Raw genomic sequence first — 12,998 nt, 5'->3', positions numbered from 1 at the left:
GTGCTTCGCAGCAGAGGGGTTGAACAAGTTACCGCTGGGTAGCATCATGGGGCGTACTGGTGGGTAAGCGGTGCGCCGTAAGCGGCTCGCCCGTGGAAGACGAACCGGAGATACGGTCATGGGTCACTACAAGTCCAACCTGCGGGACGTGGAGTTCAACCTCTTCGAGGTGTTCGGCCGCGACCAGGTGTACGGCACCGGTCCGTTCGCCGACATGGACGTCGACACCGCGAAGAACATCCTCAGCGAGATCTCCCGGCTGGCCGAGAACGACCTCGCCGCTTCCTTCACCGACACCGACCGCACCCCGCCGGTGTTCGACCCGGCGACCAACACCGCCCCGATCCCGGAGACCTTCAAGAAGAGCTACCAGGCCTTCATGGACTCCGAGTGGTGGCGCCTGGGCATCCCGGAGGGCATCGGCGGCCAGGTCACCCCGTCGTCCCTGGTGTGGGCCTACGCGGAGCAGATCCTCGGCTCCAACCCGGCGATCTGGATGTACTCCTCCGGCCCGGCCTTCGCCGGCGTCGTCTACGACGAGGGCACCGAGGAGCAGCAGAAGGTCGCCCAGCGCATGATCGACGGCCTGTGGGGCGCCACCATGGTGCTGACCGAGCCCGACGCGGGCTCCGACGTGGGCGCCGGCCGCACCAAGGCGATCAAGCAGGAGGACGGCTCCTGGCACATCGAGGGCGTCAAGCGCTTCATCACCTCGGGCGAGCACGACATGTCCGAGAACATCATCCACCTGGTGCTGGCCCGCCCCGAGGGCGGCAAGCCGGGCACCAAGGGCCTCGGCCTGTACATCGTGCCGAAGTACGACTTCGACTGGGAGACCGGCGAGCTCGGCGAGCGCAACGGTGCCTACGCGACCAACGTCGAGCACAAGATGGGCCTCAAGGCGTCCAACACCTGCGAGATGACCTTCGGCGCCAAGCACCCGGCCAAGGGCTGGCTGCTCGGCGAGACCGTCGACGGCATCCGCCAGATGTTCAAGATCATCGAGTTCGCCCGGATGATGGTCGGCACGAAGGCCATCGCCACCCTGTCCACCGGCTACCTGAACGCGCTGGAGTACGCCAAGGAGCGCGTGCAGGGCGCCGACATCTCGCAGTTCATGGACAAGACCGCGCCGCGCGTCACCATCACCAACCACCCGGACGTGCGCCGCTCGCTGCTCACCCAGAAGGCGTACGCCGAGGGCATGCGCGCCCTGGTCCTCTACACCGCCTCGGTGCAGGACGACATGCTGGCCGCCCGCCTGCGCGGCGAGCACGACGCCGCCGCCGAGCGCCTGAACGACCTGCTGCTGCCGATCGTCAAGGGCTACGGCTCGGAGAAGTCCTACGAGCAGCTCGCCCAGTCCCTGCAGACCTTCGGTGGCTCCGGCTACCTGCAGGAGTACCCGATCGAGCAGTACATCCGGGACGCCAAGATCGACACCCTGTACGAGGGCACCACCGCCATCCAGGGCCAGGACTTCTTCTTCCGGAAGATCGTCAAGGACGGCGGCCAGGCGCTGACCGCGGTCAACGAGCAGATCCAGAAGTTCCTCGCCTCGAACGAGGGCGGCGCCGACCTGGCCGCCGAGCGCGACCTGCTCGCCAAGTCCGCCGGCGACCTGGAGGCCATCGTCGGCAAGCTGATCGCCGACCTGACGGCCGTCGAGCAGGACGTCAAGAACATGTACAAGGTGGGCCAGAACACCACCCGCCTGCTGATGGTCTCCGGCGACGTCGTGGTCGGCTGGCTGCTGCTGCGTCAGGCCGCCGTCGCGCTCGCCAAGCTGGAGGCCGGCGCTTCCGAGAAGGACGTCCCCTTCTACCAGGGCAAGATCGCCGCGGCGAAGCACTTCGCCCGCACCGTGCTGCCGACCACCGCCGCGCAGCGCCAGATCGCCGAGGCCATCGACAACGAGCTGATGGACCTCGCCGAAGAGGCGTTCTGATCGAGCGTCGGCCGGCCGCTCACCCGACCGCCTGACCCACCCTCACGCCGCGGGGCCCGGTTCACCACCGGGCCCCGCGGTGTTGTGTCGCGCCATGCTCACTGTTGTGTCACCGTTGCGGACTTCACACGGTCCTGTCCGTGTACGGGCATATGCTCAGGGGGCGGGCCTGTTAACCCCCATCAGGCCCGGCCCGCCCTCAACCCAGGAGCAACATGTCGACCGCCGCCCGCACGGCCCACTTCGACCGGAAGCACACGGACGACCTGATCGCCTTCCTCGCCGCCTCCCCCTCCCCGTACCACGCGGTGCAGAGCGCGGTCGAGCGGCTGGAGCGGGTCGGCTTCCGCGAGGTCCGTGAGACGGACGCGTGGGACGGCGACAGCGGCGGCCGCTACCTGGTGCGCGGCGGCGCCCTCATCGCCTGGTACGTGCCCGAAGGGGCCGGCCCCGCCACCCCCTACCGGGTGGTCGGCACCCACACCGACTCGCCGAACCTGCGGGTCAAGCCCATCCCCGACACCGGCTCGGCCGGCTGGCGGCAGATCGCCGTCGAGATCTACGGCGGCGTCCCCCTCAACACCTGGCTCGACCGCGACCTCGGCCTCTCCGGCCGGCTCGTCCTGCGCGACGGCACCACCCGCCTGGTCCACCTCGACGAGCCGCTGCTGCGCGTCCCGCAGCTCGCCATCCACCTCGACCGCGGCGTCAACGACGGCCTCAAGCTCGACCGCCAGCGCCACCTGACGCCGATCTGGGGACTCGGCGACACCACCGAGGGCGCGCTGCTCGAGTACGTCGCCGAGAAGGCCGGCCTCGACGCCGCCGACATCACCGGCTGGGACCTGATGGCCCACGACGTCCAGCCGCCGTCCTACCTCGGCCGCGACCGCGAACTGCTGGCCGGCCCGCGCCTCGACAACCAGCTCTCCGTGCACGCCGCCACCGCCGCGCTCGCCGCCGTCGCCGCGTCCGGCGCCGACCTGCCCTGCATCCCGGTGCTCGCCGCGTTCGACCACGAGGAGACCGGCAGCGAGTCCGACACCGGCGCGCAGAGCCCGCTGCTCGGCAACGTGCTGGAGCGCTCCTGCTACGCCCGTGGCGGCACCGCCGAGGACCGCGCCCGCGCGCTGGCCGGCACCATCTGCCTGTCCTCCGACATGGGGCACGCCGTCCACCCCAACTACAGCGAGCGCCACGAGCCCGGCCACCACCCGCTGCCCAACGGCGGCCCCATCCTCAAGGTCAACGTCAACAACCGGTACGCCACCGACGGCGTCGGCCGGGCCGTGTTCGCCGCCGCCTGCGAGAAGGCCGGCGTCCCGTGGCAGACCTTCGTCTCCAACAACGCGATGCCCTGCGGCACCACCATCGGCCCGATCACCGCCGCCCGCCTCGGCATCACGACGGTCGACTGCGGCATCGCGGCGCTGTCCATGCACTCCGCGCGCGAGCTGTGCGGCGCAGAGGACCCGCACTACCTGGCGGGGGCCATCAAGGCGTTCCTCGAGGGCTGAGCCGGCGCGCGAGGGATGCACAACAGGGACGCGTGGGGGCACCTCCAGCCCCCCTTGGGGCTGGGGGAGAACTGCGCGAGGCGGAAGACGACCAGCTGATCGTCTCTCAATCTCGCGCAGCCCCACCTGCGGTGGCCGTACCGGACGGGTGCGCTCAGTCCATGCCCGCCAGAACGAGCGGCAGCCGCGTCGCGCCGCCCGGCACCACCTTCACCGGCACGCCCCAGTCCTGCTGGTGGACGTGGCAGGCCGGGTACTCGATCGACGGGTCGTCATCGCAGGACGCGGCCATCGCGGAGACGTGCAGCACGCCCTCCGTCACGCCCTCCGCGAGCACCAGCTCGCGGGAGAGCGCGCTGTCCGCGCCCGCGCCGGCGGCGAGCAGCCCGGGCGGGGTGGAGCTGACCAGCAGCCGGGTGGACGGGCCGTAGCGCTCGTCCAGCTTCTGGCCGGTGGGCGCGGAGAACACCACGTCCAGCTGGAGCGTGCCTGGCGCGACCTCGGTGGCGGCGCGCTGCGTGCGGTGCGCGACGGCCTCCACCCGGACGGCCTCCTCGGGCAGCCGCAGCCTGGTCAGCCGGTGCCGGGCGGACTCCACCACCACGATGTCGCCGTCCACCACCACCGCGCCGGACGGCTCCCGCAGATCGGTGGCCAGCGTGGAGACCTCACCGCTCGCCGGGTCGTAGCGGCGCAGCGCGTGGTTGTACGTGTCGCTGACCGCGACCGAGCCGTCCGGGAGCACCGTGACGCCCAACGGGTGCTGGAACAGGGCCTGTTCGGCCGCCCCGTCACGGTGACCGAAGTCGAACAGGCCCGTGCCGACGGCGGTGTGCACCTCGTGCGTGCCGCGGGCGACCCAGCGCAGCGCGGAGGTCTCCGAGTCGGCGACCCACAGCCGCTCGCCGTCCGCGGAGACCGCCAGGCCGGACGGCTGGGCGAACCAGGACTGCTCGGCGGGGCCGTCGACCAGGCCCTCGTTGGTGGTGCCGGCCGCGACCGCGACCGTCCCCGCCACCGGGTCGAACGACCACAGCTGGTGCACGCCGGCCATCGCGATCCACACCCGGCCGTCGAAGAACGCGACGTCCCACGGCGAGGACAGGTCGACGGCGGTGGCCTCGCCGGAGGTCGGCGAGCCCTGCCACCACTGCTTGCCGGTGCCGGCCAGGGTGGTCACCGAGCCGTCGGCGAGCCGCACGCCGCGCAGCGCGTGGTTGACGGTGTCCGCTACCACCACGTCGTAGCCGAGACCGAGACCCTCCGGGACCAGCGCCAGGCCCTGCGGCTCGCTGAACCGCGGCGCGGCGCCGTCCACCAGGCCGCGCACCCCGTCACCGATCCGCCGCACCACCCGCTCGCCGTCCTCCGCGAGCTCCACCAGCGCGTGGTGGCCGGAGTCCGCGACCAGGTAGTGCCCGTTCGGCAGCCGCACCGCCTTCCCCGGAAACCGCAGGTCACCCGCCTGCGGCTCGGGCGCCACGTACGGCCCGTCGCCGCGCCGCAGCGTGCCCTTCGCGGCGTGCTCCGCCTCCAACTCCTCGACCAGCCGGGCGATCGCGTGCGCATGCCCCTCACCCGCGTGCTGCGCGACGACGTACCCCTCCGGGTCGATCACCACCAGCGTCGGCCAGGCCCGCACCGCGTACTGCTTCCACGTCACCAGCTCCGGATCGTCCAGCACCGGATGGTGCACCTCGTACCGCGCCACCGCGTCCACCACCGCCCGGTGGTCCGCCTCATGCACGAACTTCGGCGAATGCACCCCGACGATCACCACCGTGTCGCGGTGCTTCTCCTCCAACTCCCGGAGTTCGTCGAGGACATGGAGACAGTTGATGCAGCAGAAGGTCCAGAAGTCCGCGATCACGATCTTGCCGCGGAAGTCCGCCAGCGACAGATCCTTGCCACCTGTGTTGAGCCATCCACCGGCGCCGACCAGCTCGGGGGCGCGTACACGTGCACGAGAAGCCATGGCCACATCCAACCCCATCGGGCTGGGGGAGCAGTCCGCTCCTGCGCTCAGACGCCGTCGGACTTGGGCCTGCGTTGGTGCTTGCCGGCCTTGTAGGCGGCTACGGACTTCCGGGACGAGCGCCACACCCCGTCCGGCCCCTGTACGGCGTTGAGCCGACCTCGCTGGGCCGCCTGCCGCAGTGCGGCCAGGGAGTGCTCGGCATCGACGAGCGCCGCAAGCGGAACCAGCCGTGCGGGGCCAGCCACGTTCGGCACGATGAAACGGTTGAGGTTGTCCTCCATGGCCCGGGCGATCAGCTCGCCGAGGGCTCCGTAGTCACTCGCGTCCGCGCGACGCAAGGCGGCCAGGTATGCCTCCCGCTGCCTCTTGAGGATGATGATCGGCGGATAACCCAGGCGGACGAGAACGAGGTTCATCACCAGACGTCCTGTTCGCCCGTTGCCGTCGAGGAACGGATGAATGCGTTCGAACCGGTTGTGGATCCCTGCCAAGACCTCCGGGAGTGGTCGGCCCAGTTCCTCATCGCTCTCGATCTGCTTGCCGAAGGCGCAGACCTCGCCGACCCACTGCTCGACATGAGCGGGAACGAGTGGCCACTTCGGAGGCGTCATGCCCTCCGCGAACGGGTGGATGTCGTGCTCCCGGAAGTTACCGGGGCCCTCCTTGTCGGTGGCTTCCGGATGAGGTGCGACATTCCAGACCGGCGACATGGCGACATAGTGGATGTGGCGGACCTCGCCAAGCGTGATCAGCCGTCCGTCATGCCATGCGTCCGGCTCAAGGGCTTGCCCGTAGACCCAACGGGCAGCATCCGCGTAGCCCTGAACCTCGTTGTACTCCCTCAGCGGCTTGGCGCCGACAGCTCGACCCTGGTCGAGTAGCGCCTCGACTTCGCGAAGGACGAGGGTGTTGCCTTCGAGCGCAGTCGAGTGGTGTGCTTCCTGGTGCCAGATGTCGTCCCAGATCTCCTGGGCCTCCCGGGGGCTGGGCAGCCCGCCGAAGCGCTCGTTCAGCTCGGCCAGAGCCCCGCCCAGCCGCTGATACACCGTGCTACGGCTGGGCCTGCCCCTGCCTGCCATGAGCACCCTCCCCAAGAGTTGATACATGCCTGCGATGGCTAATTGAACTTATCAACTCAGGGTGGGGGCCGGTGCCCGGTCGCCTCGGTGTCACTCTGAGGGGCGATCCTTCCGCCTGCGCACTCCGGCCGGCAGCGGCAGTTGCCGTGGGCTGACCGCTTCCGGTCTCCTGCGGGCGATGTGGCACCGGGCCAGGGGGTTCAGCAGCAGAAGGTCTACCTGCACGAGAAGCCATGGCCACATCCAACCCCACGATCCGGGGTCGGCATTCCGGGTGAATCCGGTGGGCCGGCGGACGGGTGCGTATTACGGTTGGAATATGAGCGAGAAGGCCAAGCTGAGCATCAGCCTCGAAGAGGAGCTCGGGGCGAGACTCCGTGCCCTCGCCGCGCAACGTCAGGAGCAGATCTCCACCGTGGTTTCGCACGCCCTGGTGGACTACTTCGCCAACGAGGAGCGTCGGCTCGACGGCCTGGCCGCCATGGCCGAGTACCAGCACGAGTACGGAGCCTTCACGGCCGAGGAACGCCGGGCTGCTTCGGAGCGGGTCGACGAGATCATGGGCTGGGCCGCGGGGCCGGAACGGCAGACCGCGTGAGCGCTGTTGTCTACGACTCCGGGGCGTTGATCGCCGCGGAGAAGAACGACCGGGCTTTCGTGGCCCAGCACGAGGCGTTTCTCTCCGCGCGGGTCCGGCCGCTGGTGCCGGCCGGGGTGCTGGCGCAGGTGTGGAACGTGCGGCCGTCCTCGGCGGTCCTGCACCGGGTGTTGCGTGGCTGTGAAGTCCTGGCGCTGACGGAGGAACGGGCCAAGGCGGCGGCCGAGCTCTGTCGGCGGGCGGGCAGCTGGGACGTCGTCGATGCGAGCGTTGTGCTGGCCGCTGTCGAGCATCTCGATGCGCCGATCCTGACCGACGACCCGGGAGACATTGGGCAGTTGGTCGAGGCCTCGGGGCATCCGCGCATCAAGGTGGCTCGCCCGTAGCCGACGCCGGGAGGTTCGGACGACGGGGTCTCACCGGTTCCCGCCGCCGTCAGCGGGCGGTTAGCCCTTGCCCCAGGTGCCGGTGGACCACAGGGCCGAACCGTTGCTGTACAGCACGAAGTTGGCGTCGTCCTGGACGGTTCCGTAGACGTCGGACGTGCCCTTGGGCGTGGCGGACCAGATGGTCTGGCCGCTGCTGTCCCGCATCCGCAGCGCGGGGTCGTTCTGCGAGTTGCTGACGACCAGGCTCGACTGCGAGCGGTTCGCGGTGTTGCTGGCCCAGATCGCGGCGCCGTCCCGCTTGCGGTAGAGCACCAGGTTGCCGTCGGCCTGGTTGACCAGCCAGACCGAGTTCGACTGGATCCACTGGCCGGCTTCGACGTTCCGGCCACTGGTGATGGAGGCCTCCGGGGTGGCGCCCCCGAAGCCGACGGCGGGCGCGAGCCCGGTACGGCTGTCCCACGGCGCGTTGCCGCCGCGCGCCGGCCACACCGTGATGTCACCCCAGTTGAGCGTCATGTGACCGCCCGGGTTGCTCCACGTCCTGCTGCTCCACAGGGCGTCGGAGCCGGCGGTGCTGCCCTGGCGGTAGACGACCAGGTTGCCGTCCTCCTGCATGTACGCGTACGCGCCCGGGTTGCCGTAGGTCCCGGTGCTCCACATCGCCGTCGACACGCGGGTACCGGTGGAGCTCTCCAAGTAGAGCACCAGGTTGCCGTCGGTCTGCATGACCAGGACGGACTCGCCGCTCTTCATGCTCTGACCCGACAGCAGCTTGTCGCCGCTGCGCAGGTCGGCGACGTCGGTCGCCGCCGAGGCGCCGGTGGCGGGCGCCATCAGGGCGATGGCGGCGGCGCCGACCAGGGCCGCGGTGGTACGTCTGAACACGTTCTTCCGCATCGGGTGGAACTCCCCCTCATTCGTGGGCCCACGGTGTGTGGGCCCACTACTTGTACACCGCGGTCGTGACGGCCGTGGCGCGAGGGTCAGTTGTTGCTCAAGTGCCGGTGCTCCACGGCGAGGTGACGTTGCCGTGGATCACGAAGTGGCCGTCGTCCCGGACGGCTCCGTGGCTGCCGGGCCGGTGGTTCGAAGGGGCGTTCGTCAGGCCCTGCCCCAGGTGCCGGTGGACCACACGGCGGTGCCGCCGTCGGCGTAGAGCACGAAGTTGCCGTCGTTCTGGACGATCCCGTAGTCGCCGTTCGTGCCCTTGACCGGGACGGACCAGGTCCGGGTGCCGTTGTCGACGCGGTAGAGGCCCAGCGCGGACCACACCGGCGATTGCGAGAGGAGCAGGCTCGACTTCGGACGGCCCCAGGTCCCGCTGGACCAGATCGGGGTGCCGTCCTGCCGGCGGTAGAGGACCAGGTTGCCGTCAGGCTGGTTGACCAGCCGGACGGTGTCCGACTGGATCCAGTGGCCGGGGTCGAGGCCCTGGGCCGAGGTGATGGCCGCCTTCGGATCGCCGTGCGGGAAGTTGAAGACGGCCGGGCCCGGCCCGGTGTCGGTCCGCCAGAACGGGCCGCTCGCGGTAGGGATCGACAGGCTGCCCTCCCACAGCATCACGATCGCGCCAGGGTTGCCCCAGGTCCCGCTGCTCCACAGGGCGTCGGACGGTTGGCTGCCGCCCTGGCGGTAGACGACGAAGTTGCCGTCCGGCTGCATGTACGCGTACGCGCCCGGGTGCCCCCAGGTGCCGCTGCTCCAGATCGCCGCGCCGTGCCCGCCGACGGACTTCTCCAGGTAGAGGACGAGGTTGCCGTCGGTCTGCATCTCCAGGATGGCGCCGATGGCCGGCTCGTAGCCCCCCGTCAGGTACTGCCCCGGCAGGAGCTTGGCGCCGCTCGGCAGATGGGGCGGTGGTATGGCGGCGGCGGTGGTGGCGGGAGCCATCAGGGCGATGGCGGCGGCGCCGAGCAGGGCGGCGGTGGCGCGTCTGAACACGTTTCTCGGCATGCGGCGGGACCCCCCGTTGTGTGCCTGCGGTGTGCAGTCCATACGACTTATACACCGGGCTCGAACCATCGGGAAGCCGTTCGACGAAGTGCTCAACTCCCCTTTGCGCAAGCGGAGATGAGGGCGACAGCGGCATCGAGCACGGCGATCTCCGCGGCGCTCAGGGTCGGGTTGGCGGCGCGGAGGGCGCGGGCCTCGGCGAGGTGGCGCTCGGCGATCGGGGGCAGGCCGCGGAGCAGCGGGACCAGGAGGGCGCGGGCCGTGTCGGGCCGGTCGTGGAGGGCCTGGGCGAGGATGACGGCGCTCATCGCGTCGTCCAGGCCCGGTTCGCCCTCGGCGGCGGTGGACCAGTCGATGACCACCGGGCCGTGCGGGGTGAGCAGGACGTTGTCGGGGTGCAGGTCGAGGTGGAGCACCCGGTCACCGGGCCGGGCGGCGGCGCGCGGCGGGATCTGGTGCAGCCGGCGCAGCAACTCGGCGAGCAGTTCGCCGGCCGCGCCCGGGCTGATCGTCCCGGCGAGGAGCGAGTCCAGCATGGTGGGGCCGGCGAGGCGTTCCATGATCAGGTCCTCGGGCCGTTCGGCGGCCCACACCGCGGGCACGGGGTAGCCGTGTTCGGCGAGGTGCGCCATCATCTCGGCCTCGCCGTCGGCGGTCAGTCCGTCCCGGTAGCGGCGCAGGACCCGCCCGTCGTTCAGTGCCCAGACGTCCGCGGTGCGGCCACTCGCGATCAGTTCGCCGATTTCCATGCGAGCAGAAGCTAGCGTCCCGGGACCGGCACGGGGAGGGGGAGCGGTGGATCGTTGCGCGTCCGCGTCCTTGATCGGACCGGGCGGCGGAAAACCGGGGGACCGGTGGTCGGCCGGTGCGCGACACTGGCCGGATGAGCGCCCGAGCACCCGAGGAAGACGTCGCCGTCCCGCCCGCCGTCGCCGAACTGGCCGGTGGCGTACCGCCGGTGGCGGTGTGGCGCAACGAGCTCGGCGGGCTGACGTTCCGGCTGGGCGACGGCCCGGGGCGGCGGTTCGCGAAGTGGGCGCCGGCCGGCAGCGGCGCGGACCTCGACGCGGAGGCCGAACGGCTGCGCTGGGCCCGCGCGTTCACCACCGTCCCCGAGGTGCTGGACGTCGGCGGCGACGACACCGGCCGCTGGCTGCTGACGGCCGGCCTGCCCGGCCGCTCCGCCGTCGACCCGGAGCTGAAGAAGCAGCCGGCGATCGCCGTCCGCGCGATCGGCGAGGGCCTGCGCGCCTTCCACGAGGCGCTGCCGGTGGCCGACTGCCCCTACCGGTGGTCCCTCCGTGACCGGATCGACCAGGCCGTCGCCCTGCGCCGCGACCCGGCCGGCTGGCACCCGGAGCTGCGCCACTACGGCACCGTGGAGCGGGCGTTGGCGGTCCTCGCCGACCCGCCGCCGCCGGACGCCGAGGTGGTCTGCCACGGCGACGCCTGCGCCCCCAACACCCTCGTCGGCGACGACGGCCGCCCCACCGGCCACGTCGACCTGGGCACCCTCGGCGTGGCCGACCGCTGGGCCGACCTCGCGGTGGCGTCCTGGAGCACGGTCTGGAACTACGGCCCCGGCTGGGAACGTCCCCTGCTGGAGGCCTACGGCGTCGAACCCGACGAACAACGCCTCGCGTACTACCGCCTGTTGTGGGACCTCACGTAGCCACTGACTGGCAGCATGTCGAGGGCCGCCCGACGGCGGGCCGGCAAGCAGACGAGGAGTCGGGTCATGGGTCGGAAGTTCGTGGTCAAGGAGCGCCTGTTCGCGTTCGGCGACGACTACTGGGTCGAGGACGAGCACGGCGAGAAGTGCTTCCTGGTGGACGGCAAGGTGATGCGCATCCGCGACACCTTCGAGCTGCAGGACGCCGAGGGCAACACGGTCGCCACCATCCGGGAGAAGGTGCTGACCGTCCGCGACGCGATGAAGATCGAGAACGCCGACGGGGACGTGGTCGCCACCGTCCGCAAGAAGCTGTTCACCCCGTTCCACGACAAGTACCACGTGGAGCTGGAGAACGGCGGCGAGTGGGAGATCCACGGCGACCTGATCGACAAGGAGTACACCGTCAAGAACGACGGGCACCGGATCGGCGAGGTCTCCCGCAAGTGGTTCAGCGTCCGTGACGCGTACGGCGTGGAGGTCGAGGGCGGCGCCGACATCCCGCTGATGATCGCCGTCGCGGTCTGCCTGGACCGCCTGGTCGAGCACAACGACTGAGCCACGCCCCGGCGGCGCCGCCGGCCCCGTGCGCTATGTTGTGCCGGTCCTCGGCACGGGGTCGGCAGGCGGACAGCAGGGGGCGGAACCGGATGAGCGACATCCTTCATCAGCTGGGGTACGCGGCGGCGTACGGCGGCGTCGGCCTGGTCCTGCTGCTGCTCGGCGTCTTCCTGGTGGACGTGCTGACGCCCGGTGAGCTGCGCCGGCAGATCTGGATCGAGCGCAACCGCAACGCCGCCGTGGTGCTCAGCTCCGCGCTGCTGTCGGTCGGCGCGATCGTCTTCACCGCCGTGATCTCCACCTATCAGGAGTTCGGCAAGGGCCTGGCCGCCGCCGCCGTCTTCGGCCTGTTCGGCCTGCTGTTGATGGCGGTCTCGTTCTGGGTGATCGACCTGGTCACGCCCGGCAGGCTCGGCGAGCTGCTGGTCGACGAGGAGCCGCACCCGGCGGTCTGGGTGACCGCCTCCACCAACCTGGCGGTCGCCGCGATCGTCTCCGCCGCCATCTACTGACGCGGCATTACCCGGCGGCCAGCCGCTCGGTCAGCCGGGCCTTCGCGGCCGGCCACTCGTCGGCCAGCATCGAGAAGAACACGGTGTCCCGCCAACTGCCGTCCACACGCTGCTTGTTGCGCCGGAACGTGCCCTCGTAGGAGGCGCCGAGTCGCTTGATCGCGTTCTGCGAGCGTTCGTTGCGGATGTCGGTGCGCCAGCTGACCCGGCCCATGCCGAGGTCCTCGAAGGCGTGCGTGAGCAGCAGCAGCTTCGCCTCGGTGTTCACCGCCGTCCGCCACGCGGAGCGCGCGTACCAGGTGCCGCCGATCTCCACCTGCTCCTCGGCCGCGCTCGCGTCGTAGTAGCAGCTCACCCCGATCGCCCGCCCGTCGGTGAGCGAGATGACCGCGTACGGCTCGCAGTGCACGTCGGCCAGCCGGGTGTCGATCACCTGGGCCATCTCCTCCAGCGTGCGCGGCAGCGGTGTCGGCACCCAGCGCCACACCTCCTCGTCCCCGCCGCCGGCGGCGAACAGGTCGGGCACGTGGGCGCGGGTCAGCGGCTCCAGCCGGATGTGGCGGCCGGTCAGGAGGACGGGTGCGGGCAGCTTCGCGGTCATGCGGCACACCGTAGAGGCAGTTTTGCACTAGGCGCAAGCGATATCTGTATTAGTGCAAACGCAGGCGGACACGCCAAAGGCCCGCACCGGCCTTGCTTGGGTTCTAGTGGTTGCTGCAACACCCCAGCTCAGGGGACGCGATGACCTTCGAGATCCGCGAGGACCGGAGCCCTCAGGGGCGGCGGAAGCT

Annotated in this window: 13 protein-coding genes; 7 read left to right on the top strand and 6 right to left on the bottom strand. The window is 70.7% G+C overall.

The window, feature by feature from the left end; genetic code table 11:
* The first annotated feature begins 118 nt into the window (after positions 1 to 118).
* A complete protein-coding gene (locus ACFYST_RS05335; protein WP_387860128.1) occupies positions 119 to 1,948 on the top strand; it encodes an acyl-CoA dehydrogenase in 1,830 nt (609 codons plus the stop codon).
* A gap of 215 nt (positions 1,949 to 2,163) precedes the next feature.
* Entirely contained in the window at positions 2,164 to 3,465 is a 1,302-nt protein-coding gene (locus ACFYST_RS05330; protein ID WP_387640365.1) for a M18 family aminopeptidase, read from the top strand.
* A 154-nt stretch (positions 3,466 to 3,619) separates the two neighbouring features.
* On the opposite strand, the gene ACFYST_RS05325 is transcribed toward ACFYST_RS05330, so the two are convergent.
* Both ACFYST_RS05325 and ACFYST_RS05320 read right to left on the bottom strand, forming a co-directional pair.
* Positions 3,620 to 5,440 (bottom strand): NHL domain-containing thioredoxin family protein, encoded by a 1,821-nt coding sequence (locus tag ACFYST_RS05325; RefSeq protein ID WP_387860125.1) that lies wholly within the window; start codon positions 5,438 to 5,440, stop codon positions 3,620 to 3,622.
* Positions 5,441 to 5,487: 47 nt separating this feature from the next.
* Positions 5,488 to 6,489 carry a Fic family protein gene (locus tag ACFYST_RS05320; protein WP_387860122.1) on the bottom strand — a complete coding sequence of 334 codons (1,002 nt, stop codon included), beginning with the start codon at positions 6,487 to 6,489 and terminating at the stop codon, positions 5,488 to 5,490.
* A gap of 352 nt (positions 6,490 to 6,841) precedes the next feature.
* On the opposite strand from ACFYST_RS05320, the gene ACFYST_RS05315 reads away from it, so the two are divergent.
* Together ACFYST_RS05315 and ACFYST_RS05310 are read left to right on the top strand one after the other, a co-directional pair.
* A complete protein-coding gene (locus ACFYST_RS05315) occupies positions 6,842 to 7,120 on the top strand; it encodes a hypothetical protein (RefSeq protein WP_387860120.1) in 279 nt (92 codons plus the stop codon).
* Entirely contained in the window at positions 7,117 to 7,506 is a 390-nt protein-coding gene (locus ACFYST_RS05310; RefSeq protein WP_387860118.1) for a twitching motility protein PilT, read from the top strand. Before ACFYST_RS05315 ends, ACFYST_RS05310 begins: the two co-directional genes overlap by 4 nt.
* A gap of 60 nt (positions 7,507 to 7,566) precedes the next feature.
* Here ACFYST_RS05310 and ACFYST_RS05305 read toward each other — a convergent pair whose 3' ends face one another.
* The 3 genes from ACFYST_RS05305 to ACFYST_RS05295 all read right to left on the bottom strand — a co-directional run bounded on the left by ACFYST_RS05305 (position 7,567) and on the right by ACFYST_RS05295 (position 10,211).
* Complete coding sequence (locus tag ACFYST_RS05305; RefSeq protein WP_387860116.1) at positions 7,567 to 8,406, bottom strand: hypothetical protein; 840 nt, start codon at positions 8,404 to 8,406, stop codon at positions 7,567 to 7,569.
* A 204-nt stretch (positions 8,407 to 8,610) separates the two neighbouring features.
* Positions 8,611 to 9,450, bottom strand: coding sequence for a hypothetical protein (locus ACFYST_RS05300; RefSeq protein WP_387860114.1), 840 nt, complete (start codon positions 9,448 to 9,450; stop codon positions 8,611 to 8,613).
* A 104-nt stretch (positions 9,451 to 9,554) separates the two neighbouring features.
* Positions 9,555 to 10,211, bottom strand: coding sequence for a phosphotransferase (locus ACFYST_RS05295; protein ID WP_387860112.1), 657 nt, complete (start codon positions 10,209 to 10,211; stop codon positions 9,555 to 9,557).
* 134 nt (positions 10,212 to 10,345) lie between these two features.
* On the opposite strand from ACFYST_RS05295, the gene ACFYST_RS05290 reads away from it, so the two are divergent.
* The 3 genes from ACFYST_RS05290 (at position 10,346) to ACFYST_RS05280 (ending at position 12,207) form a co-directional block, all read left to right on the top strand.
* Positions 10,346 to 11,134 carry an aminoglycoside 3'-phosphotransferase gene (locus tag ACFYST_RS05290; RefSeq protein WP_387860110.1) on the top strand — a complete coding sequence of 263 codons (789 nt, stop codon included), beginning with the start codon at positions 10,346 to 10,348 and terminating at the stop codon, positions 11,132 to 11,134.
* A gap of 66 nt (positions 11,135 to 11,200) precedes the next feature.
* Complete coding sequence (locus ACFYST_RS05285) at positions 11,201 to 11,692, top strand: LURP-one-related/scramblase family protein (protein ID WP_387640381.1); 492 nt, start codon at positions 11,201 to 11,203, stop codon at positions 11,690 to 11,692.
* 92 nt (positions 11,693 to 11,784) lie between these two features.
* Positions 11,785 to 12,207 carry a DUF350 domain-containing protein gene (locus ACFYST_RS05280; protein WP_387860108.1) on the top strand — a complete coding sequence of 141 codons (423 nt, stop codon included), beginning with the start codon at positions 11,785 to 11,787 and terminating at the stop codon, positions 12,205 to 12,207.
* 7 nt (positions 12,208 to 12,214) lie between these two features.
* Here the strand turns inward: ACFYST_RS05280 and ACFYST_RS05275 are convergent, their stop codons facing one another.
* Positions 12,215 to 12,808, bottom strand: coding sequence for a GNAT family N-acetyltransferase (locus ACFYST_RS05275; RefSeq protein ID WP_387860106.1), 594 nt, complete (start codon positions 12,806 to 12,808; stop codon positions 12,215 to 12,217).
* Positions 12,809 to 12,998 lie beyond the last annotated feature (190 nt).

Origin of the sequence: Kitasatospora sp. NPDC004614 (assembly GCF_042873675.1) — a bacterium.
GTDB lineage: Bacteria > Actinomycetota > Actinomycetes > Streptomycetales > Streptomycetaceae > Kitasatospora.
This window is presented reverse-complemented; position numbering and strand designations above follow the sequence as displayed.

Excerpts from the sequence above, each read along its gene's own strand:
- ACFYST_RS05315 (WP_387860120.1), top strand. The coding sequence starts at position 6,842 with ATGAGCGAGAAGGCCAAGCTGAGCATCAGCCTCGAAGAGGAGCTCGGG.
- ACFYST_RS05280 (WP_387860108.1), top strand. The coding sequence starts at position 11,785 with ATGAGCGACATCCTTCATCAGCTGGGGTACGCGGCGGCGTACGGCGGC.
- ACFYST_RS05285 (WP_387640381.1), top strand. The coding sequence starts at position 11,201 with ATGGGTCGGAAGTTCGTGGTCAAGGAGCGCCTGTTCGCGTTCGGCGAC.
- ACFYST_RS05305 (WP_387860116.1), bottom strand. The coding sequence starts at position 8,406 with ATGCGGAAGAACGTGTTCAGACGTACCACCGCGGCCCTGGTCGGCGCC.
- ACFYST_RS05295 (WP_387860112.1), bottom strand. The coding sequence starts at position 10,211 with ATGGAAATCGGCGAACTGATCGCGAGTGGCCGCACCGCGGACGTCTGG.
- ACFYST_RS05325 (WP_387860125.1), bottom strand. The coding sequence starts at position 5,440 with ATGGCTTCTCGTGCACGTGTACGCGCCCCCGAGCTGGTCGGCGCCGGT.
- ACFYST_RS05330 (WP_387640365.1), top strand. The coding sequence starts at position 2,164 with ATGTCGACCGCCGCCCGCACGGCCCACTTCGACCGGAAGCACACGGAC.
- ACFYST_RS05275 (WP_387860106.1), bottom strand. The coding sequence starts at position 12,808 with ATGACCGCGAAGCTGCCCGCACCCGTCCTCCTGACCGGCCGCCACATC.
- ACFYST_RS05335 (WP_387860128.1), top strand. The coding sequence starts at position 119 with ATGGGTCACTACAAGTCCAACCTGCGGGACGTGGAGTTCAACCTCTTC.
- ACFYST_RS05290 (WP_387860110.1), top strand. The coding sequence starts at position 10,346 with ATGAGCGCCCGAGCACCCGAGGAAGACGTCGCCGTCCCGCCCGCCGTC.